General features: G+C 66.6%; 20 protein-coding genes and 1 pseudogene. 12 read left to right on the forward strand and 9 right to left on the reverse strand.

The features are described 5' to 3' along the window. Positions 1-333: 333 nt before the first annotated feature. From ACFKCF_RS01205 to ACFKCF_RS01215, 3 genes are all read right to left on the reverse strand, one after another. Positions 334-771, reverse strand: coding sequence for a DNA-binding protein (locus tag ACFKCF_RS01205; RefSeq protein WP_394489664.1), 438 nt, complete (start codon positions 769-771; stop codon positions 334-336). A 480-nt stretch (positions 772-1,251) separates the two neighbouring features. Next, complete coding sequence (locus tag ACFKCF_RS01210) at positions 1,252-1,893, reverse strand: response regulator transcription factor (protein WP_350724704.1); 642 nt, start codon at positions 1,891-1,893, stop codon at positions 1,252-1,254. Beyond that, entirely contained in the window at positions 1,890-3,074 is a 1,185-nt protein-coding gene (locus tag ACFKCF_RS01215; protein ID WP_394489666.1) for a sensor histidine kinase, read from the reverse strand. The genes ACFKCF_RS01210 and ACFKCF_RS01215 overlap by 4 nt, the downstream gene beginning before the upstream one ends. A 113-nt stretch (positions 3,075-3,187) precedes the next feature. On the opposite strand from ACFKCF_RS01215, the pseudogene ACFKCF_RS01220 reads away from it, so the two are divergent. The 3 genes and pseudogenes from ACFKCF_RS01220 to ACFKCF_RS01230 all read left to right on the forward strand — a co-directional run. Continuing rightward, positions 3,188-3,841 (forward strand): annotated as a pseudogene (locus ACFKCF_RS01220) (ABC transporter ATP-binding protein); the annotation flags it as partial. 62 nt (positions 3,842-3,903) lie between these two features. Beyond that, positions 3,904-4,668 (forward strand): ABC transporter permease subunit, encoded by a 765-nt coding sequence (locus ACFKCF_RS01225; protein WP_394489668.1) that lies wholly within the window; start codon positions 3,904-3,906, stop codon positions 4,666-4,668. Positions 4,669-5,067: 399 nt separating this feature from the next. After that, positions 5,068-5,844, forward strand: coding sequence for an ABC transporter permease subunit (locus ACFKCF_RS01230; RefSeq protein WP_394489670.1), 777 nt, complete (start codon positions 5,068-5,070; stop codon positions 5,842-5,844). Between the two features lie 427 nt (positions 5,845-6,271). On the opposite strand, the gene ACFKCF_RS01235 is transcribed toward ACFKCF_RS01230, so the two are convergent. The 3 genes from ACFKCF_RS01235 to ACFKCF_RS01245 all read right to left on the reverse strand — a co-directional run bounded on the left by ACFKCF_RS01235 (position 6,272) and on the right by ACFKCF_RS01245 (position 10,703). Further along, positions 6,272-7,957 carry a ribonuclease J gene (locus tag ACFKCF_RS01235; protein ID WP_394489672.1) on the reverse strand — a complete coding sequence of 562 codons (1,686 nt, stop codon included), beginning with the start codon at positions 7,955-7,957 and terminating at the stop codon, positions 6,272-6,274. A 54-nt stretch (positions 7,958-8,011) separates the two neighbouring features. Beyond that, positions 8,012-8,929, reverse strand: coding sequence for a 4-hydroxy-tetrahydrodipicolinate synthase (gene dapA / locus ACFKCF_RS01240; RefSeq protein ID WP_394489674.1), 918 nt, complete (start codon positions 8,927-8,929; stop codon positions 8,012-8,014). A gap of 1,327 nt (positions 8,930-10,256) precedes the next feature. Then, the gene (locus ACFKCF_RS01245) at positions 10,257-10,703 is read right to left on the reverse strand and encodes a GNAT family N-acetyltransferase (RefSeq protein WP_394489676.1); all 447 of its coding nucleotides are present in this window, start codon (positions 10,701-10,703) and stop codon (positions 10,257-10,259) included. Between the two features lie 1,575 nt (positions 10,704-12,278). Between ACFKCF_RS01245 and ACFKCF_RS01250 the strand changes: the two genes are divergently transcribed. The 6 genes from ACFKCF_RS01250 to ACFKCF_RS01275 all read left to right on the forward strand — a co-directional run bounded on the left by ACFKCF_RS01250 (position 12,279) and on the right by ACFKCF_RS01275 (position 18,051). Further along, a complete protein-coding gene (locus ACFKCF_RS01250; protein WP_394489678.1) occupies positions 12,279-12,995 on the forward strand; it encodes a GntR family transcriptional regulator in 717 nt (238 codons plus the stop codon). 800 nt (positions 12,996-13,795) lie between these two features. After that, a complete protein-coding gene (gene radC / locus ACFKCF_RS01255; RefSeq protein ID WP_394489680.1) occupies positions 13,796-14,452 on the forward strand; it encodes a DNA repair protein RadC in 657 nt (218 codons plus the stop codon). 1,160 nt (positions 14,453-15,612) lie between these two features. Next, a complete protein-coding gene (locus ACFKCF_RS01260; protein WP_394489682.1) occupies positions 15,613-16,089 on the forward strand; it encodes a GntR family transcriptional regulator in 477 nt (158 codons plus the stop codon). A gap of 41 nt (positions 16,090-16,130) precedes the next feature. Beyond that, the gene (locus ACFKCF_RS01265; RefSeq protein ID WP_394489684.1) at positions 16,131-16,622 is read left to right on the forward strand and encodes a GntR family transcriptional regulator; all 492 of its coding nucleotides are present in this window, start codon (positions 16,131-16,133) and stop codon (positions 16,620-16,622) included. A gap of 430 nt (positions 16,623-17,052) precedes the next feature. Then, positions 17,053-17,541, forward strand: coding sequence for a GntR family transcriptional regulator (locus ACFKCF_RS01270; RefSeq protein WP_394489686.1), 489 nt, complete (start codon positions 17,053-17,055; stop codon positions 17,539-17,541). Between the two features lie 39 nt (positions 17,542-17,580). Next, on the forward strand, positions 17,581-18,051 hold the full coding sequence (locus tag ACFKCF_RS01275) for a GntR family transcriptional regulator (protein WP_394489688.1): 471 nt from the start codon (positions 17,581-17,583) through the stop codon (positions 18,049-18,051). On the opposite strand, the gene ACFKCF_RS01280 is transcribed toward ACFKCF_RS01275, so the two are convergent. Genes ACFKCF_RS01280 through ACFKCF_RS01290 form a run of 3 tightly spaced genes read right to left on the reverse strand, consistent with a single transcriptional unit; the run spans position 18,015 to position 20,446 of the window. Then, positions 18,015-18,443 carry an ASCH domain-containing protein gene (locus ACFKCF_RS01280; RefSeq protein ID WP_394489690.1) on the reverse strand — a complete coding sequence of 143 codons (429 nt, stop codon included), beginning with the start codon at positions 18,441-18,443 and terminating at the stop codon, positions 18,015-18,017. The genes ACFKCF_RS01275 and ACFKCF_RS01280 overlap by 37 nt on opposite strands. A gap of 10 nt (positions 18,444-18,453) precedes the next feature. Continuing rightward, the gene (locus ACFKCF_RS01285; protein WP_394489692.1) at positions 18,454-19,476 is read right to left on the reverse strand and encodes a hypothetical protein; all 1,023 of its coding nucleotides are present in this window, start codon (positions 19,474-19,476) and stop codon (positions 18,454-18,456) included. A 46-nt stretch (positions 19,477-19,522) separates the two neighbouring features. After that, positions 19,523-20,446, reverse strand: a complete 924-nt coding sequence (locus ACFKCF_RS01290; RefSeq protein ID WP_394489694.1) for a DMT family transporter — start codon at positions 20,444-20,446, stop codon at positions 19,523-19,525. On the opposite strand from ACFKCF_RS01290, the gene ACFKCF_RS01295 reads away from it, so the two are divergent. From ACFKCF_RS01295 to ACFKCF_RS01305, 3 genes are all read left to right on the forward strand, one after another. Further along, positions 20,445-21,851, forward strand: coding sequence for a PLP-dependent aminotransferase family protein (locus ACFKCF_RS01295; RefSeq protein WP_394489696.1), 1,407 nt, complete (start codon positions 20,445-20,447; stop codon positions 21,849-21,851). The two genes, ACFKCF_RS01290 and ACFKCF_RS01295, sit on opposite strands and share 2 nt — an antisense overlap. Positions 21,852-21,969: 118 nt before the next feature. Beyond that, a complete protein-coding gene (locus tag ACFKCF_RS01300) occupies positions 21,970-22,578 on the forward strand; it encodes a GNAT family N-acetyltransferase (protein WP_394489698.1) in 609 nt (202 codons plus the stop codon). Positions 22,579-22,594: 16 nt separating this feature from the next. After that, positions 22,595-23,470, forward strand: coding sequence for a 1,4-dihydroxy-2-naphthoate polyprenyltransferase (locus ACFKCF_RS01305; protein ID WP_394489700.1), 876 nt, complete (start codon positions 22,595-22,597; stop codon positions 23,468-23,470).

The following is a 23,470-nucleotide window of genomic DNA, read 5'->3' on the forward strand; positions in this document are numbered from 1 at the left end:
CGACAAGAACGTAGTTCCCCGTTTATGTCCAGGCGGCAGCGGTCTCCGGACCGCTCGTACTCGACCACCCGACAGCGCGGAACCGAACGGACACGACCACCCAACAGCGCAGCACCGGACACACACAACCACCCGCCAGCCCGGAGCCGGGGCGCACAACCACCCGCCAGCCCAGAGCCGGGGCGCACAACCACCCCACAACCCAGAGCCGAGGCGCGCACAACCACCCCACAACCCAGAGCCGAGGCGCGCACAACCACCCCACAACCCAGAGCCGGACAGACAGGACCTCAGCAAGCATGGATGGCGATGCCATGCTCGCTGAGGTTCGTACTACTCCAGGCCTTCAACACGGTCCGCGAGGCGTTCGTGACGCTGCCTGGCGGCTTGCGCGGTGCCGAGCCCGAGCCCGAACGCGATCTCCTGCCAGGTCATACCACGCCCCCGCGCCATCTGTAGCAAGCCGGCCTCCAGTGCGTCCAACTCCCCACGCACCAGCGGGAGAAGGCTCAACGCCGCGGTGATGTCGGCATGATCGACCTCCGGCTCGCCATCATCGAGCCGTGCGGCTCCGCTGAGCAGGAACGCCACAAGCCTGACGGCTTCATGCGGACCGATGGCCGACGCATGGGCCTGCCGGCCGCGCTGCTCATCGGTGGCCGCGTGCCGCTCGGCGATCCGGAACAGGGACGCGTGCACGCGCTGCACACGCGCCTGCTCCGGATGCGGAGGAGTGAAGGGATCGAGCTGGTGCTCAGCATCTGTCGGCATGGGCCCACGATGCCGTAGCACACGAATCGATGTCAACTCATCGTTTTAAACAGAACGTTTAAAACGCTTCCTATGTGGCACTCCATACATCGGCGGAGAAATCGACAATTACTCACGACACACGCCGCTGAGGCCACACCGAATACTCCAGGCTAGTCAACAAAGTCATGCAGACCCGCCCGGACGCCGTCTTCAACACCTGGAACGGCGACAGCAACGTGGCCTCTTCAAGCACCTCACGAGCGCCGACTCATCCACCAATGGCCCGCCGGCACGATGTACAAGCCTTGCCTCACGAGCACGCGCCTCAACCCACCAACCGCATCCAGCACAATCGACAAGCCACGCCTCACAAGCGCCCGCTCAACCACCAACCGCCCCCCAACACAATCGGTAAGCATCGCCGAGAGGAGATCAGATCACCCGCATCACTGACAGCTCCAATATCAACCACGCAACTCGGCGCCGGTGTGCGCAAACTCAACCTGCAGCGGAAACGAGCCCGCTCTCATACGCCGCAATAACAAGCTGCGCCCGGTCTCGGGCCTCCAGTTTGGCCAGCAGTCGGGTGATATGAGTCTTCACCGTAGCCAAGCTCACCTGAAGGTATTCCGCGATCTCCCCATTGGATAAGCCCCGCGCGATCAACATCAGGACCTCACGCTCCCGCTCCGTAACCCCGTCCAACCCCTTCACCCGTGGCAGGACAGGTGTACGCGTGAACTCCTCAATCAACCGGCGCGTGACCGTAGGCGCCAGCAGGGCCTCCCCGCTCGCGACCACGCGGATAGCGGCGAGGAGATCCGCAGGCGGCGTGTCCTTCAGCAGGAATCCACTAGCCCCGGCCCGCAGTGCATCATAAACGTAAGAATCGAGGTCGAACATCGTCACGACAAGCACTCGCGAAACATCCCGGAGGCGCCGAGCCGCCTCGATCCCATCCATTTCCGGCATTCGAACGTCCATAAGCACGACATCCGGCCGCTGCTCCAAAGCAACGGTAACGGCCTCCACCCCGGTGGCCGCCTCTCCGACAACGGCCAGATCCGGCTCGGAGTCCACCAGCACTCGAAAACTTCCTCTGAGCAATGCCTGATCATCGGCGATAACCACCCGGATCACGAGACCTCCTCATAAGGCAGTTCGGCGAAAACACGAAACCCTCGCCCAGAAAGGCGCCCGGCTTCAAACGTCCCGCCGTACATCATGACCCGCTCCCGCATCCCGATCAGACCATGCCCGGTGCCGGCAGCAGACGGCGTGCGACTGCCGGCCCCGTCGTCCACCACCTCGATCCGCACTTTCTTGCCATCGGCGACCACGGACACCCGGCAGCGAGCGCGCGCGGCATGTTTGATGACATTCGTCAGCGCTTCCTGCACGATGCGATAGACCGACAGTCCCACGCCCTCAGGCATCCGCCCTCGCCTCTCGGGCGCCCCTTCGCCGTTCCCGATCCGTACCTCGAGTCTGACCTCGACCCCCGCCAGCCGAGCCTGCGCCACCAGCCCTTCGATCCCCGACAGGCCAGGTGCGGGAACAAGGTCGGGCTTGGACGAAGATCGAAGCACGCCGAGTAAATAGCGCATCTCAACCAGCGCGCTCCGACTGGCCGTCTCGATCACGCGTAGCGCGTCATGCGCCTCGTCCGGCCTGGTCGCCATCACGTGATTGGCCACTCCGGCCTTGACCGCGATCAATCCCACGCTGTGCGTGACCACATCGTGCAACTCGCGAGCAATCCGTAAACGCTCCTCCGTCACCGCCTGCTCCGCCAACCGCTCAGCGTCACGGGCCGCGTAGAGTCTGCGCTCCCGCACAGCCCGGCCGACCGTCCAAGCGCCACCCAGCGCTGCGATCCCCATGAGTGGCTGGTCGAGATGCAACAGCCATCCCGGAGCGGTGTCACGCGGCGCACCTGCTACAGCCAGGCCGAGAACGGTGACCAGGCTCAACCCGCCGATGGCCGACGTCGGGACCACGGCCCCGAACCTGTCGGAGAGGGCGACTATATAAAGCACGTACGCGGGCGCGAGGTAGGCGAACCCCACCGCGTCGATCAGCGCGGCGAAGATGGCGATCACAAGCGTGACGCAGAAGACGGGCAGGGGCCACAGTCTTCGCAGAGCCAGCGGCAACCCCAGCCAGCAAGGGATGGCGATTCTCATCCAGGGCGGCAGCGCGATGGCGTTCACCGCCACTGTGAAAGAAACAAAGGCAAAGCACATCCCCGCCGCCAGATCGAGCATGATCAGCTGGACACGGCTCAATCGCCTGGCGAAGAAGGGATGGGTGTCGTCCACGCGTTGAACGGTAGCCGCTGCGCCGGCCTCCTCACGTCAACCCAGGGTCTGACCTTGAGATTCGAACCGTGGTCCGACGCGCGGGCGACCCGCCGTCCCGCATTCTTTACGGCGTGATCGAACTCCAGCACCTCACGAAGCACTACGGCGACACCCTCGCTGTGGACGACCTGTCGTTCAAGGTCGAGCCGGGTCACGTGACCGGCTTCCTCGGCCCGAACGGCGCGGGCAAGTCCACTACGATGCGTCTGATCCTCGGCCTCGACGCCCCGACCTCCGGCCAAGCGCTGGTCAACGGCCGCCGATACCCGTCCATCGCCAAGCCGATGCACGAGGTGGGTGCCCTCCTCGACGCGGGCGCCGTCCACGGCGGCCGCAGCGCCTACAACCACCTGCTGTCTCTGGCCCGCACCAATGACATAGGCCCCAGGCGGGTGGCCGAGGTGCTCGACCAGGTCGGCCTGACAGGCGTGGCCCGAAAACGGGTGGGCGGGTTCTCGCTCGGCATGAAACAGCGGCTCGGCATAGCCTCGGCGCTGCTCGGCGATCCGACCGTGTTGATGTTCGACGAGCCGGTGAACGGCCTGGACCCAGATGGCGTGCGCTGGATCCGCGACCTCATGCGTTCCCTGGCCGCCGAAGGTCGCACGATCCTGCTCTCCAGCCATCTGATGAGTGAGATGGCCCTCACTGCCGAGCGCATCATCATCGTGGGCCGCGGCAAGCTGATCGCCGAGGCCACCGTGGCGGAGCTGACAGCACGCTATCCCTCACTCGAAGACGCCTACATGGCCCTGACCGCCGGCAGCGTGCAGTACGGAGCGTCCCGATGAAAGCGGTCCTCTCTGCCGAATGGCTGAAGCTGCGGTCAGTGACCTCCACTTACCAGGCGCTGGGGACGGCGGCCCTCACGGTGCTCCTGGGCGTGGCGTGGACCCTCTACGCGAGCGGCCTGGCCGACGAACGGGGCGAGCTCCGGGCAGCGGCCCCTGAGCAGGGCTTTCTTCCGCTCGTCCAGATCAGCCTGGCGGTGCTGGGCGTGCTCACGATCACCTCCGAGTACGCCACGGGAACGATTCGCACCAGTCTGATCGCCGTCCCCAATCGCGGCACATTACTTCTGGCCAAGGCCGGCATCGTCGGCCTGGTCACGTTGACAGCTGCCAACGCCGTCCTTCTGGTCACCTATTCGGCGAGCCGCTTGATAGCGAGCGGTCACGAGCTGGGCTTCAACACCACCTCGATCATCGATGACCTGCCGATGCTGCTCGCCGCCGGCTTGTCGGTGACCGCGCTGGCATTGGTAGGCCTCGGCCTCGGCACCGCGATCCGTTCAACAGCGGGAGCAATCGTCTCGATCGTGGCACTGCTGTTCGTGCTACCAGGCGTCATCAACTACCTACCCCCACCCTGGAACACCCGCATGGCCACACTCCTCCTACCGAACCTCGTCCCTCAGATAGCCGGCCAGCGCCTCTCCTCTCGCTTGGGCGACGGGCTCCTGCCTCCCTGGGCCGCACTAGCCGTTCTCCTCGCCTACCCCCTTGTCGCCCTCGCCATCGGCTACCACCGACTCAACCGGAGAGACGTCTGACCCCTCCTCTCCCTCTCCAGGAGGGACACCCACAGACGCCACCGCACAAACGCGACAACCTCTCGTGGAGCGCCTTCAGCCTCGAAACGAACACCCCACGCAGCCGTCTTCATGAGAGCCGAAATGCCCGCAGAAGCATCCGGCGCCAGGAGTGACACGAGCATCCCACCCACGATCGAGCGGCCACAGACGCACTCTCCCTACAGAAGCGCCGGCAGGAACTCCCCACTGGAGTGGGGCAGCGAAGTCCCCCGCTGGAGCACGAACAGCGAAGTCGCTGTAGCCGCCGGAGCCCGGACAGCGAAGCTGCTCCTTACGAACGGACCCACCCCACATGAACACACTCATCCGAAGCATGGGTACCCGCATGGGCATCCTCAGCTTGAAGCGGACAGAAGCATGAACGTTCTTACCTCGGAATGGCTGAAGGTCCGTTCCCTCCGCTCAACGCACCTGATTCTCGGCCTCAGTCTCGGCACGGTCCTCTTGGGGTTCGGGCTTGCCGTGATGGCCGCCAATATGTACGACACCGCTCCCGCCGCCCGGCGACCCGCCGCCCGGATCGCGGACCTGGAGGAAGTGATCGTGATCGTGCCCCAACTGTGCATGGGCATCCTGGGGACGCTTGCCATCACCTCCGAATACGTGACCGGCTTGATCAGAACGAGCTTGACCATCGTCCCCCGCCGTTGGCCCGTCCTCGTCGCCAAATCCGCCATTGTCGGCGCGATAGGCCTGATCATCGGCTTGGTGACGGTCTTCGGCACCTACTTCGTCACCCGATGGGTGCTAGGCGACCGCTTCTCCGGCGCGTACGCCGACCCTTTCACGGACCGGCTGCCGCTCCTCATCGCCATCAGCCTCACGGTGCCGACGTTCGCGCTGCTCGGCTTGGGCTTGGGCGCGCTCTTCCGCTCAACGGCCGCCTCGATCGCCACCTTGGCCGGCCTCGTCTACGTGATCCCCATGATTATCGGCAACATCCCGGAGCCATGGAGTGAACGCCTCGGGTCGGTGATGATCGGCGCACTTCCCCGCGAGATCACTGGCGACCTCATCACCACGTCGGTATACGGCTCTCTCCTGCCTCCATCAGCGGCTGCTGCGGTGCTGGTCGCATACGCGGCGTTCCCGTTGGCAGTGGCCATGTGGCTGGTAGGCCGGAGGGACGTCTGAGATGTCCGACTCGGAGTCTTTGATACGACCCCTCCATCACCGCACCAGGCCGATGGCCACTTCCTGGGCTCACGTGCACCTGGCACGTCATCCGCCGCATCATCGGACTCCCACAGGGACGCCGCAACACCGTCGTAGTGGCACCCCCAGGACAAGCAAACGTGCCCGTTCACCAGACGCGGAGGCGCCAGCCAGCAGGATCCATGGGTTCACCGTTTCCGGCAAATCGAAAAGGACCAGTCGTTCAAACCGCGACAGCTCCTTCCATAGACCGCCCAAAGGAGCACGCAACGGGGTCGGATACCCTCCCACGACCGCTCCTTCCGTACACCACCCAAAGGAGCACGCAACGCGGTCGGATACCCACCCCACGGCTGCTCCCCCATGGGTACGGCAGACGAACGCGCCTGCCGTACCGTGGGGAAGCTCAGACCTCGAGGATTACAGGGATGATCATGGGGCGGCGGCGGTAGGTGTCGCTTACCCAGCGTCCCACCGTACGGCGGACCACCCGCCGGATCTCCTGCATGTCGACCACCCCGTCTGCGGCCTTCTCCTCGAGAGCTCGCTCGATCTGCGGGATGAACACCTCGAACTGGGCGGGGTCGATGCCGGAACCACGCGCGTGGATCTCGGGGCCGGCGGTGAGCTTGCCCGTGTTGGAGTCGACCACGACGACCACCGAGATGAACCCCTCATCGCCGAGGATCCTGCGGTCCTTCAGCGAGGTGTCGGTGATCTCGCCCACCGACGAGCCGTCGACGTAGACGTACCCGGCGTGAACCGCACCGACGATCTTCGCTCGGCCGTCGACCAGGTCCACCACGACGCCGTCCTCGGCGATCACGATGTGGTCCTCAGGCACGCCCGTGAGGGCGGCCAGCTTGGCGTGCGCACGCAGATGACGCCACTCACCGTGAACGGGCATGAAGTTCGACGGGCGAGTCAGGTTGAGCACGTACAGGAGCTCGCCGGCGGCCGCGTGGCCGGAGACGTGCACCTTGGCGTTGCCCTTGTGCACGACGCGGGCACCCCACCTGCTCAGTCCGTTGATCACCTTGTTGACGGCGGTCTCGTTCCCCGGAACCAGCGACGAGGCCAGGAGTACGGTGTCGCCCTCGGCGATGCGGATCGGGTGATCACGGTTGGCCATCCTGGACAGCGCGGCCATGGGCTCGCCTTGAGAGCCGGTGCAGATGAGCACCACGTCCTTCGGCGGCCACTCCTCGATGTCGCGCGAGTCGACGATCAGCTCCGGCGGCACCTTGAGATATCCAAGGTCGCGGGCCACGCCCATGTTGCGCACCATCGAACGGCCGACCAGGGCCACCTTGCGGCCGTGCTTGGCGGCGGCGTCCATCACCTGCTGAATGCGGTGCACGTGCGAGGCGAAGCTGGCCACGATGACCCGCTGTTCGGAGGTGCGGATCACCTCGTCGATGACCGGCCCGATCTCGCGCTCGCTGGTGACGAACCCCGGTACTTCGGCGTTGGTCGAGTCGGACATCAGCAGGTCGACGCCCTCGGTGCCAAGCCTGGCGAAGCCGCCCAGGTCGGTGAGACGACCGTCGCTCGGCAACTGGTCCATACGGAAGTCGCCGGTGTGCAGGACTATGCCCGCAGGCGTCCTGATGGCGACGGCCAGCGCGTCGGGGATCGAGTGGTTGACCGCGAGGAACTCGCAGTCGAACGGCCCGAAGACATGCCGTTCGCCCTCGACCACCTGGAGCTTGGTCGGCTGGATCCTGTGCTCAGTGAGCTTGGCCTCGATCAGGGCAAGCGTGAGCTTCGATCCGATGAGCGGGATATCGCGCCGCTCGCGCAGCAGGTACGGCACCGCCCCGATGTGGTCTTCGTGGGCGTGCGTGAGCACCACGGCTTCGACGTCGTCGAGCCGGTCTCTGATGTATTCGAAGTCGGGCAGGATGAGGTCGACACCCGGCTGATCGGGCTCGGGGAAAAGCACCCCGCAGTCGACGATCAGCAGGCGGCCCTCGTATTCGAAGACGGCCATGTTCCTGCCGATCTCCCCCAACCCGCCGAGTGCGACAATGCGCAAGCCGCCGTCAGGCAGCACCGGCGGGGGACCAAGCTCAGGATGCGGATGGCTCATGCCTGGCCCCCACGGTCAGATCGTGTTCTCAAAACTCCCAGTTCCTCCCCGTTCCTATGCGTCTGTCAACTTCACCCCGCCGGCTACCAGGCAAGCACGCAGCTCGGCGATTTGCGTCTCTGTCGCGTCCACGAGCGGCAGCCGTACCGGCCCAACCGGTACGCCCACCATGCTCAGTGCCGCCTTTGCCATGATCGCGCCACCCGCGCGCAGCATGATCCCGTCTACCACGGGGGTCACCTGACTGTGCACGGCCAGCGCCTGGGCGACCTCGCCGTTCTTGTGCAGGTGGATCATGCGCGCCAACTCGGCGCCCACCACATGCCCGACGACGCTGACGAACCCGGCCGCCCCCAGGGAGAGCCAGGCCAGGTTGAGCAGATCGTCACCGGAGTAGAAGGCGAGATCGGTCGCGCTCATCACCTGGCTGGCGGCAAACAGATCGCCCTTGGCGTCCTTGACGGCCACGATGCGTTCGTGCTGCGCCAGCCTAAGCAGAGTCTCGGTCTTGATCGGCACGCCACTGCGTCCCGGAATGTCGTACAGCATCACCGGAAGGTCAGTCGCGTCGGCGACGGCGGTGAAGTGCTGATACAGCCCCTCCTGAGGGGGCTTGTTGTAGTAAGGCGTCACCACCAGCAGACCGTGCGCGCCCGCACGTGCCGCCTGCTTCGCCAGCTCGACACTGTGACGGGTGTCGTTTGTGCCTGCCCCTGCTACCACAGTCGCGCGATCGCCAACCGCATCGAGAACGGCGCTGACGATGCGGTGCTTCTCCTCGTCCGAGGTGGTGGGCGACTCACCGGTCGTCCCATTGACGATCAAGCCGTCGTTGCGCTGCTCGTCCACCAGGTAGGTGGCAAGACGTCGCACGGCCACATAATCGACCTCGCCGTCAGGAGTGAACGGCGTGACCATGGCGGTCAGCATGCGGCCGAAGGGCGCGTCTGTGGTTCCAGTTGGCGATGCCATAGTGCGAACGCTACCTGGATTCACAAATCCATTGGACGCCGCCACCCCGCTTTGCCTGCCTGGAGCCGCTTTTTGCCCCCTTTCGCGGGCATCTCAGAGGCTTCCCTCACGACGACAACCATCTCACCTAGCGCCGGAACCCGCTCAACTGATCGCCAGATCACGACGACCGCACCTGCCAAGCCGCGCAGGGCACCATGCCTGTCCACCACGCCCGTATGGCGGCCTGGCGTGGTGCCAGACCTGGCCGTAGCATCCCAGGCACTCGTTAGGTCACAAAGAGCGCCACGTCTGACCGTCGCAGCCGAAATACGTTTGGACTACCAAATCCTCCCCGTCCCGCCGTCAGAGTTACGTTTCCGTCACTCTGATCAACTTCGTCATGGGGTTACCACCCTCACCATCGGGTGCCCTGACCCGCCGCCGCCTTCGTAACCCGGGCGTACACCGTCTGCCAGCCCGAGGGCGACGGGCGAGCGCAGCGCCGGCCTCGGCCGCAGCTGTCACGAAATGACAGCCGTCACCGAGTGACCAATCAGCATCCACGTTTTCCAGTGGTCACCCGTGATCAGCTGGTACCCCGACTACGGGCGGTCACCAGGCGACCAACCAGAACCCCGGCTACCACCGGTCACCATGACCAGCCAGTACCCCACCGCCGGCCATCCACAGGCCAGCCGGGGCCCCCTCTACCAGCGGTCCCCCTTGATCAGCCGGTAACCCGACTACGGGCGGTCACCCGGCGACCAACCAGAACCCGGCTACCACCGGTCACCATGACCAGCCAGTACCCCACCCACAGGCCGGCCGGGACCCCCTCTACCAGCGGTCCCCCTTGATCAGCCGGTACCCCGCCCACTGCGTCACGCCGTGAGCGCCATGGCCGCGCTCGTTACCCCTGCCACCACCGTCACCGCCGTCGGCGCGCATAGCGTGCGGTATCGGACTGCCGCGCCCGATAGCAGTACCGGCTGCCAGATCATGCCCTCCGCGCCCAAAGCGCCCGTCAGGCCGCACAGCCATCAGGCCGCACAGCCATCAGGCCGCACAGCGTGCCGCATTCTGCCGTCACACCGCCGCAGGCCGCGACGGGCCACCGCAGATGGTCGTTACGTCCGCAGCACCCGGTCCCGTCCCAGTGGCCGCCCGCTTCGGAGCCCTGGCGCGCATCCCGGCCGGCCCGGCCCTCGTCCGGAGGGGGACCGCAGGCCGGCAGTCGTGACGGGCTTCCCACCCTTACGGACGCCCAAAGGGACGTAGCAGCCGTTACGCTTCCCAACTTCCAAGGGCGAGCCGGCTGCGATGCCACGGTCGCGGCGGGAAGCTCCTACTGCGACAGTTCGATCTGGTATCTGATGAAACCTCGGTTCTCAGCGACCTTGTCGTACAAGCTGCGTGCTGTCGCGTTCGACTCATGCGTGTTCCAGTACACGCGGGAGCAGCCGCGTTCCCGGGCCCAATCGGTCACGGCTTCGATCAACGCGCGAGCCACGCCTTTGCCGCGGGCGTCTGAAGCGGTGAACAAGTCCTGCAGGTAGCAGACGTCTGTGTCGGGCGCCGAGGTGTTCGCGTGGGTGAAGAAGTGTGTGATGCCGACGAGCCTGCCGTCCAGCCGCGCGCCGAAGGCGTGCAGACGGGTGTCCGCCTGGAACTCCTGCCATGCGCGGTCGTACATCTTGTCCGGTTCGACCCGCCGATAGAAGTCGATGTACGCGCGGAACAAGTCCTCCCAGACACCCCGATCGGATGGAAGGAGCTTGCCTATGTCGATCATAAAGGTCCCTCTTGCTTGGACATCTCCCAGGAGCACAGGTCAGCTGTGGATCGGTGCGGCATGCGGGATCTGCCCGGGAGCGTGATTTGTCGGAGTCGGTGCCACCAACTTAGGGAAAAGTGGCCCAGTGAGGTACGGCCACTCGGCAGTGATATCAGAAGACCACTTGCGCTCGGCGGTTGGCCGCCACGTGCGCTGACGTGGACGGCGGTGCGCGGCGGCATATCGGACGATCGTGCGTCCCCTCGCACGCCGGGAGCAGCAACGTACCCGCCGCACACCTGGAACGGCAGCGTGCCCATCACACGCGGCGAAAGGCTGCAGCCCACTACACAACTCGAACAAGGCTGTAGCCCACTACACGACTCGAACGGGGAGGCGCCTACTGTGCGCCCCGGACGGCAACGCGTCTATGCACGCCCCGGACGGCAACGCGTCTATGCGCAACTTGGACGGCAACGTGTCTATGCACCTCCGACGGCAACGTGTCTAGGCACGCCCCGAACGGCAACCGAATCCAACCGCATTTCGAAGGCCAGGCCGCTATCAGCCCCCTCAAGGCAGCGTCGCAGGCCAGGCGCCGCAGCAGCCATTCCGCCTCAACCAGGCAACACAGCCATCGCGCCGGCAAAGCCCACCCCGACCACGAGCCTTGCATGGCGGCTCGCCGACCAGATTGCTCACCACCCACCAGCTATCCAGCAAAGCCGCCTCAACCAGACACCGTGACCACCACGGGCCTCGACAGCCCACTGATCAGGTCTCACCAACAGCCCGCCCAGCATCGCCCCAGCCACGCCTCACCAGCCACGCAGCCTCAACAGGCACCGTGACCACCAGCGGCCTCGACAGCCGACTGATCGCGTTTCACCCAAGCAGCCCGCCCAGCATCGCCCCAGCCACGCCTCACTAGCCACGCAGCCTCAACCAGACACGGTGCCCACCAGCGGCCTCGACAGCCGCTGATCGCGCGTCTCCACGGCAGCCGACCAGCCAGCATCGGCCCAGCCATCGCCTCACCAGCCAGGCCGCCCTCAACCAGACACCACAGCCGCCACAGCCCTCAAGCCCGATCCACGCGACTCAACCGGCTGCGCGTCCCGAGCGACAGCGCACCCGCCGCCCCTTCGAAGTCCCGGGCCATCGTGCGCCTCACGAGGTACCGTGCGAGGAAGCGTCTCACCGGTCAGGACCGTTCGAGGGGCAGGGCACTCACTGTGCTTCTGAGGTCTACGCCCATCGCAGCGCCTCGACTGGCGGGGCGTCGGCCGGATGGTGCGGATGCGTCCAAGGACCAGGTCGGCAGCCGCGTTCGGCGAGGTCACGCGCTGGTCAGAGCACCGCCGAAGCCCCAGGTGCGCAAATTGGAAGAGGTCGCCGATATGTGCTCGGGGGTACACACATCGACGACCTCTACCGGAGAATCGGACCGTCTTACACCGGCGTTACAGGGTTTCTCCGATAATTTTCTGCCATCGCAAAGTTGGGGCTCCAACGACCATCGATGACGGTCGGTTACCTGCCGAATACGGCAACATGGGGCAACGCCTCACACGAACCCCCAGGGATGGACTAGTGGCCACCTCAGATCCGGTCTACCTGCGTGTCGTCGAAGACATTCGGCGGCAGATCACCGACGGCACCCTTCCCCCCGGCGCGCCGATCCCGTCACGTGCGCAGCTGACCCGTAAATATCAGGTCGGAGAGACCGCCGCCCGGCACGCGCTGCGCGTGCTCGCAGCCGAAGGCCTCATCATCGGCCGCGTGGGCTCGGGCCATTACGTCAGGGAACGCCCCGACCTGACCCCGCTCTACCGATGGCGCTTTCTCGATCACCCCGCCCCGTTCGCGGCCGACCTGCAGTCACAGGGCAGACGGGTGACATGGGACTGGCACAGCGAACCCACCGAAGCAGGGCCCGACATCGCCAGACGCCTGCGCCTCAGCGAGTCGACCACGCTGACCAGAACCCACTACATCTTTCGCGGCGAGGGCAGACCGCTGCAACTGGCCACGTCGTACGAGCCGCTGGAGTTCACGCCCCACTCCGAGGAGGAGCGGCGGAGCCTGGTCGCGAGGATGTACGCGCACGGCATAAAGATCACCGAAGTCGTCGAGAGCGTGCACACGCGGGTTCCGCGCCCCGCGGAGAGCGACGCGCTCGATCTGGCGGCGGGCGTCCACGTGTTGCACGTCGAACGCACCCACTGGGCCGGTGACCGTCCCGTCGAGACAAGCGACATCGTCGTTCCAGGCGACCGGTTCAGAGTCACGTACAGCATGCCCGTCTGATCTCTCGGACGCGGACGTCTCCGGGCGAAGCCCCTTCTCGCCCGGAGCCCCTCAGCCGGATATGGCGGCGATCGCCTCTTTTCTACGGTGGGCCCGGTTTCAAGGGCGCGCCGCGACTCCCTACTCGCGGGATCGGCCTGACCAGCGCAGTGAGACTCTGCGCACCCCTCCAGCGGGTCAATCCAGTCCGCGGTCGGGCGTGTCTTCCCCTGATCTCAGAATCCTTGGCAGGGGCGATGACGACGAGCGGCCCCCGATCGAGCACTAGGCCGCATTATTAGAACATGTCGCCGAATATCAGGATTTGTACGGCGCATTGCTCGGCAAAAGGGCGGCCCATGGTTCTCGGCAAAGAGGCGGTCCTTGCTCTCGAACATGGTCGCCCAGCACCTGGCCCCGCTCCCCACGTCGAACGGCCTGGTGGCGACGCTGACGGGCGCGACGTTCGCACCGGATGCTGACGCCGACTCACACCACGCCACGGGGTCCTCACCCCGCGACGTTCGTACAGGATGCCGACGGGCGCGACGTTCCTACAGGACGCTGACCGGCGCGATGTTCGCACAGGACCGGCGCGACGTTCGTGCAGGATCACGTGGCGTGTGGAGGACGGGCGGCCGATGTCACCGTACGAGATGACCACGCAGACGGGGCGGCTCGCCTCCGCCTTGATCATCGAGGCACACCGCACGCCGGGCTGACGCACCTCCCCCATTCGGCGACGAACGCTGGGATTCCCGGCAAAAGTGCAGGTCAGAGATTGTCGGTGCGCGCTGATACAACGGTCGCGGAGGTTGCCGATGCGAGTCAAAGACCTGTCCAAGAGCGACCGGCCACGCGAACGGCTCATGTCCAGCGGCGCCGCCGCCCTGGCGGACCGCGAGCTGCTGGCCGTGCTGCTCGGCTCGGGATTTCGCGGGTCGAGTGCCCTGGACCTGGCGAGCCAGGTGATCAAGCACTGCGGAGATCTCGATGGCCTCCGCCGTTCGGACCCGCATCGGTTACTCGCCGTGCCCGGCGTGGGCCCCGCCAAGGCCGCGCGGATCGCCGCGGCCTTCCATCTCGTACGCCGTGCGGATGCGTGGCCGGAGCGCCAACGGATCACCAGCACCTCTGACCTCGCCAACCACTGCGCCCCGCTGCTCCGCGGCCGCAAGCAGGAGCGGCTCGTCCTGGTGGTGTGCGACACGCGTGGCAGGGTGCTGAAGCATTCGATCCTGACCGAAGGCGCCTCCGACCACACGGTGGTGCCGATCCGGGAGGTGATCACGGAGGTGCTCACCGCGAGCGGGGCCATGTTCGGCCTGGCCCACAACCACCCGGCCGGCTCCCTCGACCCGAGCGCGTCCGACCTCGAGGCCACGGCCCAGCTCGTCCAAGCCGCCGAGACGGTGGGGCTACGGCTCCTCGACCACCTGATCATCACGGACGCCGCCTGGCGGCGAATCCCTACATAAATCGATTCCTCTAGGGACCATGAACCCACCGAACACCAAAGGGAATCATCCTGTGTATAGCGCCGAACTGCGGTTTTCCAAGTGACGGCCATGAGAATCTAATACCGCGGGTAGGCCGTTACGGACGTCAGCCGGCCATTACTCGCCGTGGCATGGTCCCTTGCCTCCGGAGGGCTCGGGGCCATGCCTGTCACTCGCACCGATCCCAGGCGAAGCCCGGGCGCTCTTCGGCGGGCGTTCGGGCAGGCGCGTCGCCTGTGATCGCAAGGTGCGCCCCCGATGGTACCTGCGTGTGCCATCACCTAGGGTGTCCGGTTCGCGCGCTCGGCGGCCAATAGCGCGAACCGGACACCTGTCCATCCCCTTCGCTCCACGCCCCTGGCAAGGTGAGGTCCGGGCGGAGGTTGACGAGGATCGGGCCGGCCGCGATGGCCACCGCCTCCTTGGCGGCGATCAGCGGGTGGATGACATACCTCACGACGCCGCTGCTGGAGCCGCGCAGCCACATCTGCTCGAAGGCTCCCCGAGCAGGACCACAGAGTCACACCCATGAGAGCCCTGTCCGTAGGGCATCCCGTACGGCGGTGGATCTCTGGCGGATGGCCCGGTCGGTGGTTGTGAGCGTGGCCTTTGACGTCGATGACACGGTGTAAACGTGATCCTCCACCTCGCCCACCAACTCTCCTGTACGTCTACGCCATCACCACCCGGCGCCGTGCTCGTCATCTGCAAGCCCTCAAAGGGCTGCGATCAACGAGCCGTCCCGTCCAGCAAGCTCTTCCAAGTAGCCAGAACCGTTGCGTAACTGGTCCAGATACTTTCGTCGATCATCACCTTCTGACGACTGCGACGGGTCCTGCGGATGAAGTACTGGCCGCCGCTCTGGCACAGCTCGTAGAACGTCGGCCTACAAGCGCACGTGTAGTCCCGGACCCGCACACGTGCGGGGTGCGGCCACGCGGGATCCCATCTGATGACCGCGTGGCCGGGCTGTGGGTCCGCAACGTGAACCGCAATCTCACAGCAGGGCCAGTCGAGAGGCTTGGGCACGGTGGAACCATACGTCTGGTCGTCTCCTCTTGTCTAGCGGGGAGTGATGCTCTGTCTAAATAGACAGAACGATATGGGAGGGCTTGCACCTGTTGGTCTAAGTTGCAGGCGTGCTCGACTATGACGGGGACACCCACATCTACCTCCAGATCGCCGAGATCCTTCGGCACCGAGTCTCCGGTCTCGCGTCCGGACACCCGGTGCCGAGCGAGGCGGACATTCAGCAGGAGTTCGGCGTCGCCAGGACCACTGCCAGGCGGGCGGTGCACGTACTTCGCGAAGAAGGGCTCATCTACACCGTTCAGGGCGAAGGGACTTTTGTCGGCGGACCAGATGAAGCGCCTCGTAAGCAGCGGAAAGTCCCTCTCTACCAACAGATCGCGACGGATATCGCCGAGCAGATCAAGGAGGGACATTTCTTGCCGCGGCGCCCCATACCGGGCGAGTCAGCGCTGGTGGAGCAGTACGACGTGGCCCGGGAGACAGTGCGGCGCGCCATGGCGCTCCTGCGGGAGCAAGGGTGGATCTACACGGTCGCGCAGCGCGGCAGTTACGTGTCGCCGAAGGAGTCGTGGCCTCAGGCCTGACTGTGCTCGCCTGCTTGTATCCAGACGTCTACGCTGTGGGCATGCTCGACCGCGGCGGGCCGGTCCCGATCTACGTACAGATTGCCGACGCGATCCAGGAGCAGATCGTCTCCGGGAGGTTGCGGGCCGGCGAGGCCGTGCCGAGCGAGGCGGCGTTGGAGGCGAGGTTCGGCATCGCGCGATCGACCGCACGTAACGTGGTTCGGGAGCTGCGCGAGCGTCGCCTCGTCCACACCGTTCAAGGCGAAGGCACTTTTGTCGGACTTATCGGCATTCCTCGGATAAGGCCGAAGAGGGCCCTCTATCTGGACATCGCTCATGAGATCGCCGCGCAAATCAGGCGCGGCAAGCTCCGGCCGAACTGCTCGATATCGAGCGATACGACCTTGATGCTGCGGCATGGGGTTGCCAAGGTCACGGTCCGGAAGGCCATTGCTCATCTCAGGGAGCAGGGCTGGGTGTTCACCGTCCCTTACAGAGGGACTTATGTGAATGAGCCAGGAAAGTGGCCTACGCACGAGAGCTCTCGATAGCCCCCACCGTGCCGCATGTACCCAAATGACCCTTGCGCCCCAGTGCGGAGTCTCACTGGGCGAGGTAGGTCTCGTGGGTGAGTTGTGGGCGAAAGGAGGTGGGTCGCGATTGCGGCCGGGTCCAGCGAGCGATGCGGGGACGGGCTTATGCGACGGCGGACGACGAAAGGAGCTTCACCGCAGTTGCCCAGCTAGCCAGCGGGTTCCCTCTGCCAACGCATCGGGGGTGGCCGGGCGAGGCGCAAGGCGGTCCGGGTCGCCGGATGACAACGTGGCGCTGGGCGCCACTACGGACGGTACGCCGATGTGACTCCCGGATAGCCCTCGGTTCTCGCGTCATGCCGGGTCCATATGTTTGGAGCACGTATCCACCCTTCCACTAGACGTTTTCCTTGTGCAGGTCTGTACGGTTTCGTCTACGATCCGTACCGTGTTAGATCGCGAAGGGCCCGTGCCTATCTACAAGCAGGTCGCTGACCTCGTGCGCGATCAGATCGAGCGGGGTGAACTCAAAGCCGGCGACCCGGTGCCCAGCGAGGCGACGCTCGAGAAGGATTACGACATCGCACGCACCACGGCCCGGCGGGTGGCTCGCGAACTGCGGGAGCAGGGGCTGGCGCACACCATTCAGGGTGAGGGCACGTTCGTCGGCCGACCGGGGACGCCGCGGTCACCGAGAAAGGTGCCGTTGTATCAGCAGATCTCCACGGAGGTCTCCCTGCGTATCATCAGTGGCGAGATCTCGCCGAACCGTGCTATCCCCGGTGAGAAAGTGATGATGCGGCAATACGGCGTCGCCAAGGTGACGGTGCGGCAGGCGGTCGCGCATCTCAGGGAGCAGGGATGGGTGTTCACCGTCCCTTATAGGGGCACTTTTGTGAATGAGCCGGAAAAGTGGCCCAGGAATAGGGATTCTTAATCGCCCTTCTGTCTCGGGCTGCTTGTATATCATTGAGACGTGCTGGATCGCTCGGGTGACACGTACCTCTATCTTCAGATCAGCGAAGTCCTCAAGTCACGCATAACCAGCGAGCTTTCCCCGGGCGATCTCTTGATCAGCGAGGCGGGGATCCAGCGGGAGTTCCGGGTGGCCCGGACCACGGCGCGCCGGGCGATCCGGGTGCTGCGCAATCAGGGGCTGGTCCACACCCGCCAGGGCGAGGGCACGTTCGTCAGCTGCCCCGGCGAAGGCGTCGAGCAGGTTCCGCTCTACCGGCAGATCGCCGAGGAGATCGCGAACCGCATCAAGGCAGGCGAGCTGGCCGCGCACCGCCCGCTGCCGCGCGAGGTGGCGCTGGTGCGCCAGTACGGCGCCGCGCGCGAGACCGTACGGCGTGCCATGGCGCTGCTGCGGGAGCAGGGATGGGTGTTCACCATCCCGCACCGCGGCAGTTACGTATCGCCCGAGGAGCGCCGGCCCACTTCCTGATCCACGACGCGAAACCACAGGCACACCACCGTGCTCGAGTCGTCCACCTCGTACCCCTCGCCCTTCCAGTAGCGGCGGTGAGCCTCGCGCCAGTGCTCCACCGAGCGGAAGCCCTCGCCTTCAGCCTGGGCGAACTCCCAGGTGACTGCCGCGAACGGGCTCAGCTCCACCCGCGTTATCTCTATCTCGGCCACTCGCTCGCCCGAGTCGCCCACGAGCACCAGGCGCTCGCCGACGTGCTCCACCTCCTCGCCCTCGGCGTGGTAGTCGAGAGGCAGCAGGCCGGCCGTGGCCGTTTTCTCGCCCGCCAGGGTCAGGTCGGTCAGCCTGGTGCGGAGCGCGCCGGGCGTGCCCAACTCCAGCACTCTGAGTCCGTCGATGCGTGGCCACATGGAGCGCATCTTAGAAGACCGGGATGATGTCCTCCGGATCGATGAAGGCCACCTCCACGCCTTCCAGGTCCAGCTCGGGAATGGCGGGGAAGGCGATGCCCCAGCGTTCCACGATCGCGCGGATCCTGGCCATGGCCACGCGCCAGTTCTCCGCCTGTTCCTCGTACGACAGCACGCCCAGGCCCGCCTGCCTGGCGTGGTCCATGAGAACGCGGTGGTTGGGCAGGAAGTACGGCGGCAGCTCCCAGAAACCTCCGGGCGGCTCCCAGAGAATCATGCTGAGGAACACGAAGCCCGCTCTGAGCTGGCGGGTGATGAGGGTGCGGGTCTCGTCGGTGAGCCCCGGCCATTCGTTCTCCAGAATGGTCATGCAGATTTGGAGATGGCGGGACTCGTCCCTGCCTATTCGCTGGAACATCTCGCTGAAGACCGGATGCCGCGTGCCCGACGACATTCCCCTGAACAGCGTCGAGGCGGCCATTTCCCCCATCATGAAACTGGTGAACAGAACCGGGAGCGAATATTTGCCGACGGCGGAGGTGTAGCCGTTCCAGTAACGACCGCCGTTGTGGTAGAGCCAGCCGATGTTGTTGTGGGCGGCCCTTTCGAGGTCGTCCGACGGGGTCCAGTCGAGCGGGCCGCCGGGCCACAGTCTGGCGATGGTGCGCTGACAGCATTCCTCGTGGTTCATCTCGTCACGGGTGATCGAGAAGAAGCACTTCCTGACCGGGTCCTCTTCGTGCTTTTCGAAGGCCTGGATCGTGGCGCGGGCGAACACCGCCGGCCCCGACGCGTCGAAGTTCGCCAGGACCGCGAACCAGTACATGATTCCCAGCCGCTGCTCCCGGGTGAAGTCGTCCGGGTCCAGGCCGTCCCAGGGCAGGTCGGCCGGATTCCAGACCACCCGCTTGGACTTCTCGTAGATCGCGGCGAGTTTCTCGGTCTCCACCCGCCATTCCATGGGATAGATGTTGGGCTGCGGGATCTCCGGCGCGGGCCAGAAGCCGCCCTCTGGGATCGTGAGGTCCGCCATTGTTGTGACACCTCCTCTCCCATCCTGCGGGGCGGCGTCACGCCTTTCAAGTACGGGCACGCTGAGTGATGGCCACGCACACGAGCACGGCCAGCGCGGCGGCCACCGTGGCCGGGCCGAACCGCTCCCCCATCAGGAACCAGGCCCAGACCAGGGTGAGGAGAGGCTGGGTGAGCTGGGTCTGCCCGGCCCTGGCGATGCCGCCCCTCGCCAGGCCCGCGTACCAGGGGATGAAGCCGAGGAACATCGAGATCAGCGACACGTACGCGAAGCCCGCTATCGCGTTGGGGGTCGGGGTGACGGGGGTGAGGAGGGCCAGCGCGACGGTCGCTGGGACGGTGAGAGGCAGGGAGAGGACGAGGGTATGGGAGATGACCTGCCAGCCTGGGGTCCGCCTCGACAGCCGGCCGCCCTCCGTGTAGCCGATCGCGGCCGACAGCAGCGCGCCCACCAGGAGCAGGTCTGGCCAGGTGGGCGTGCCCTGGTTCTGGGTAAGAGTGAAGGCCGTGATGGCCAGGGCGCCCGCCGCGCAGGCGGCCCAGAAGAGCGGGCGGGGGCGTTCGCCCGCCCTGAGGACGGCGCAGGCGGCGGTGGCGGCCGGGAGGAGGGCTATCACGACGGCGGCGTGCGACGTGCTGGCTCCGAGGGCGAGGGCCAGGCCGCTGAAAACGGGGAAGCCGAAGACCACGCCCAGCGAGATGAGGGCGTACGACGGCCAATCACGCTTATGCGGAATTATGGGGATTTTTGAAAATTTCAGGCAGGCCAGCGCGATAAATCCGGCTATGCCTGCTCGGCCGATCGCCACCAGCCACGGATGGAAGCCCTCCATGGCGTACACGGTGGCGGGGAAGGAGCCGGAGAAGGCCAGAACGCCCAGGAAGGCCAGAGAGGTGCCCTGCGCGGCGCGGTCCAGAACCGGAGGGAGTGCTACTCCACCAGGAGCAGTAGCGCTATTCTGTCTCTTCATGGACAACGATAGCAGTATCGCCCAGATCGCCGCGATACTGCGCGAAGAGGCCGGCCGGGTGGGACCCGGGGCGCGACTCCCGTCCAGCCGGGAGATCATGCGGCGGCACAACGTCTCCCCCGTCACCGTGTCCAGGGCCATCGGACAGCTGGCCGCCGAGGGCAGGGTGGTCGCGCGGCCCGGCAGCGGGGTGTTCGTGACCCCGCAGGTGACCGCCGCGCAGGAGGCCGTCGATCTCTCGTGGCAGACCGTGGCGCTCGGAGACCGGGTGGTCGACGAGGAGCCCGTGGCGACGCTGCTGGGGGCCGCGGCCGAAGGCGTGGTGCCCCTCACCGGCGGGTATCTGCCGGCGGGCCTGCGACCGGACAAGCAGCTGGCGGCCGCGGCGGCGCGAGCGGTGCGCAGGCCGGACGCGTGGGCCATGCCGCCCCTGGCGGGACTTCAGGAGCTGCGCGGGTGGTTCGCGAGGCAGACCGGGGGCGACCTGACCGCGGCCGACGCGCTGATCGTGAGCGGGGGGCAGGCGGCGCTCACCCATGCGTTTCGGGCGCTGGCGGCTCCGGGCACGCCGGTGCTGGTCGAGACGCCCAGCTACCCGGGCGCGCTCGCGGCGGCCAGGGCGGCCGGGCTGCGGCCCACGGCCGTGCCCGTCGACCGGGACGGTGTACGTCCTGAGCTGCTGGCCGAGGCGTTCGCTGTCACGGGGGCAAGGGTCTTCTTCTGCCAGCCCACCCTGCAGAACCCGACGGGGGCCACCCTGCCGGTGGAGCGCAGGGAGCAGGTGTTGCAGGTGGCCAGGGCGGCGGGGGCGTTCGTGGTCGAGGACGACTTCGCGCGATACCTGACCGAGCAGGCGCCCGCTTCGCTGGCCTCCATGGACCAGCACGGCACCGTCGTCCACGTGAGATCGCTGACGAAGGTCCTGTCGCCGAGCCTGCGGGTGGCAGCCGTGATCGCCAGGGGGCCCGCCGCGCACCGGCTGCGGGCGAGCCAGCTCGTGGAGTCGTTCTTCGTGGCCAGGCCGCTGCAGGAGACGGCGCTGGAGTTCGTGGGGTCGCCGGCCTGGCCGCGGCATCTGGCGGCCGTACACAGCGAGATCAGGACCAGGCGCGACGCCCTCGCGGCCGCGCTCGCCACCCACATGCCGCGGGCGGAGGTGCATCTGCTGCCCATCGGCGGGATGCACCTGTGGGTGCGCCTGCCCGCCGAGGTCGACGAGAACGCGCTGGTCGAGGCCGCCAGGCGGAACGGCGCGCTGGTGAGTCCCGGCAGGCTCTACTACCCGTCCGAGCCGCCGGGACCCAGGATCCGGGTCACGCACATCGCCGCCGCCCATCTGGCCGAGTTGCACGAGGGGGTCCGGCGACTCGCCCGGGCGTTGGCAGAGGTGACAACAACCGGCTGAGGAAGCTCTGGGCGAGATCGGCGGCGAAGAGGGGTTCGCGTCGTCTCCAAGGGTCAAACACCGATACGGTGTAACTCGTGCCTTGTGGCATGGACGGCAGGCGAAGGAGCGGGCCGAGATGGCAGACGTAGGCGTCCGGGCGGCCCGGCGCGAGGATGTGCTCCAGGTTGCGAATACTCAGATCCGCGCCTGGCGCTATGGCTATCGGGATTTCCTCCCCGAGGGCCCACTCGAGCAGATGACAGGCGCGGCGGCCGAGAAGATGTGGCTGCGCCAGTGGGACGAGGCGATCGTGGCCCCGCCCACCCCAAGGCACCGGGTGCTGGTGGCGGTGGAGACCATCCTCGACACCGAGGGCTTCCCCGCCCTGGGCGCGGGCGGCAGCGCCGCGCTGAGCACCCCGCGCGGTGGCGAGCGCGTGGTCGGGCTGGCCTCCCACGCTCCCGCGGAGGACCCCGACCTCGACCCCACTGTGGTGGCCGAGATGCTGACGCTGCTGGTCGACCCCGATTTCGTACGCCGGGGCCACGGCAGCCGGCTGCTCAACGCGACCGTCGACTACCTGCGTGAGGACGGCTTCCGGCAGATCGTCACCTGGGTGTTCGCCGACAACTACGCGGTGCTGGGCTTCCTGGAGTCGGCCGGCTGGGGCGAGGACATGGCCGAACGCGTGCTCGACATGGGCCGCCCGATCCGGATGATCAGGCTCACGACGGACATCAGCTAGAGGACGAACGACAGACATGGCAACCCCTGCCCAGTGGATCGCGGGCGCCCGTCCGCGCACTCTCCCGAACGCCGTCGTGCCCGTCATGGTGGGCACGGGCGTGGCGATCGGCGAGGGCGGCTTCGTGTGGTGGCGGGCGGTCCTGGCGCTGTTCGTGGCGCTGTCGCTGCAGATCGGCGTCAACTACGCCAACGACTACAGCGACGGTGTCCGCGGCACCGACGACCAGCGGGTCGGCCCGATGCGGCTGGTCGGCTCGCGGGCGGCGAGCCCCCGTGACGTGCTGGTCGCCGCGCTGGGCTGCTTCGCGGTCGCGGCGGTGCTGGGGCTGGTCCTGGTGGTCGTCACGGCGGCGTGGTGGATCCTGCTGGTGGGAGCGGCGTGCATCGCCGCCGCCTGGTTCTACACCGGCGGCAAGCGCCCGTACGGCTACCGCGGGCTGGGCGAGATAGCCGTGTTCGTGTTCTTCGGGATCGTCCCCGTGGTGGGCACGGCATATGTGCAGACGGAGTCGCTGAGCTGGCCGGCGTTCTTCGCCTCGATCCCGGTGGGTCTGCTCTCGTGCTCGATGCTCGTGGTCAACAACCTGCGCGACGTCGGGACGGACGGCCAGACCGGCAAGCGCACGCTGGCCGTGGTGCTGGGGGCCGAGCGCACCCGCGCGCTCTATGTGGCCTGCCAGGTGCTGCCGTTCGTGGTGGCGCTGGCGATGGTCCCGGTGACGCCGTGGGCCGCGCTCGTGCTGCTGGCCGCGCCGCTGGCGATCACCCCGATCAGGACCGTGCTGGGCAAGGCCGTGGGCCCCGCGCTGATCGCGGTGCTGCAGCAGACGGGCAAGCTGCAGATGGCCTACGGGCTCCTGTTCGCCGTGGGGCTGGCGATCGTCTTCTAA

The sequence above is a fragment of the Nonomuraea sp. JJY05 genome (genome assembly GCF_043496855.1).
Lineage (GTDB): Bacteria > Actinomycetota > Actinomycetes > Streptosporangiales > Streptosporangiaceae > Nonomuraea.

Excerpts from the sequence above, each read along its gene's own strand:
- dapA (WP_394489674.1), bottom strand. The coding sequence starts at position 8,929 with ATGGCATCGCCAACTGGAACCACAGACGCGCCCTTCGGCCGCATGCTG.
- ACFKCF_RS01295 (WP_394489696.1), top strand. The coding sequence starts at position 20,445 with ATGGACAACGATAGCAGTATCGCCCAGATCGCCGCGATACTGCGCGAA.
- radC (WP_394489680.1), top strand. The coding sequence starts at position 13,796 with ATGCGAGTCAAAGACCTGTCCAAGAGCGACCGGCCACGCGAACGGCTC.
- ACFKCF_RS01235 (WP_394489672.1), bottom strand. The coding sequence starts at position 7,957 with ATGAGCCATCCGCATCCTGAGCTTGGTCCCCCGCCGGTGCTGCCTGAC.
- ACFKCF_RS01205 (WP_394489664.1), bottom strand. The coding sequence starts at position 771 with ATGCCGACAGATGCTGAGCACCAGCTCGATCCCTTCACTCCTCCGCAT.
- ACFKCF_RS01265 (WP_394489684.1), top strand. The coding sequence starts at position 16,131 with ATGCTCGACCGCGGCGGGCCGGTCCCGATCTACGTACAGATTGCCGAC.
- ACFKCF_RS01225 (WP_394489668.1), top strand. The coding sequence starts at position 3,904 with ATGAAAGCGGTCCTCTCTGCCGAATGGCTGAAGCTGCGGTCAGTGACC.
- ACFKCF_RS01290 (WP_394489694.1), bottom strand. The coding sequence starts at position 20,446 with ATGAAGAGACAGAATAGCGCTACTGCTCCTGGTGGAGTAGCACTCCCT.
- ACFKCF_RS01280 (WP_394489690.1), bottom strand. The coding sequence starts at position 18,443 with ATGTGGCCACGCATCGACGGACTCAGAGTGCTGGAGTTGGGCACGCCC.
- ACFKCF_RS01245 (WP_394489676.1), bottom strand. The coding sequence starts at position 10,703 with ATGATCGACATAGGCAAGCTCCTTCCATCCGATCGGGGTGTCTGGGAG.
- ACFKCF_RS01230 (WP_394489670.1), top strand. The coding sequence starts at position 5,068 with ATGAACGTTCTTACCTCGGAATGGCTGAAGGTCCGTTCCCTCCGCTCA.
- ACFKCF_RS01305 (WP_394489700.1), top strand. The coding sequence starts at position 22,595 with ATGGCAACCCCTGCCCAGTGGATCGCGGGCGCCCGTCCGCGCACTCTC.
- ACFKCF_RS01285 (WP_394489692.1), bottom strand. The coding sequence starts at position 19,476 with ATGGCGGACCTCACGATCCCAGAGGGCGGCTTCTGGCCCGCGCCGGAG.
- ACFKCF_RS01300 (WP_394489698.1), top strand. The coding sequence starts at position 21,970 with ATGGCAGACGTAGGCGTCCGGGCGGCCCGGCGCGAGGATGTGCTCCAG.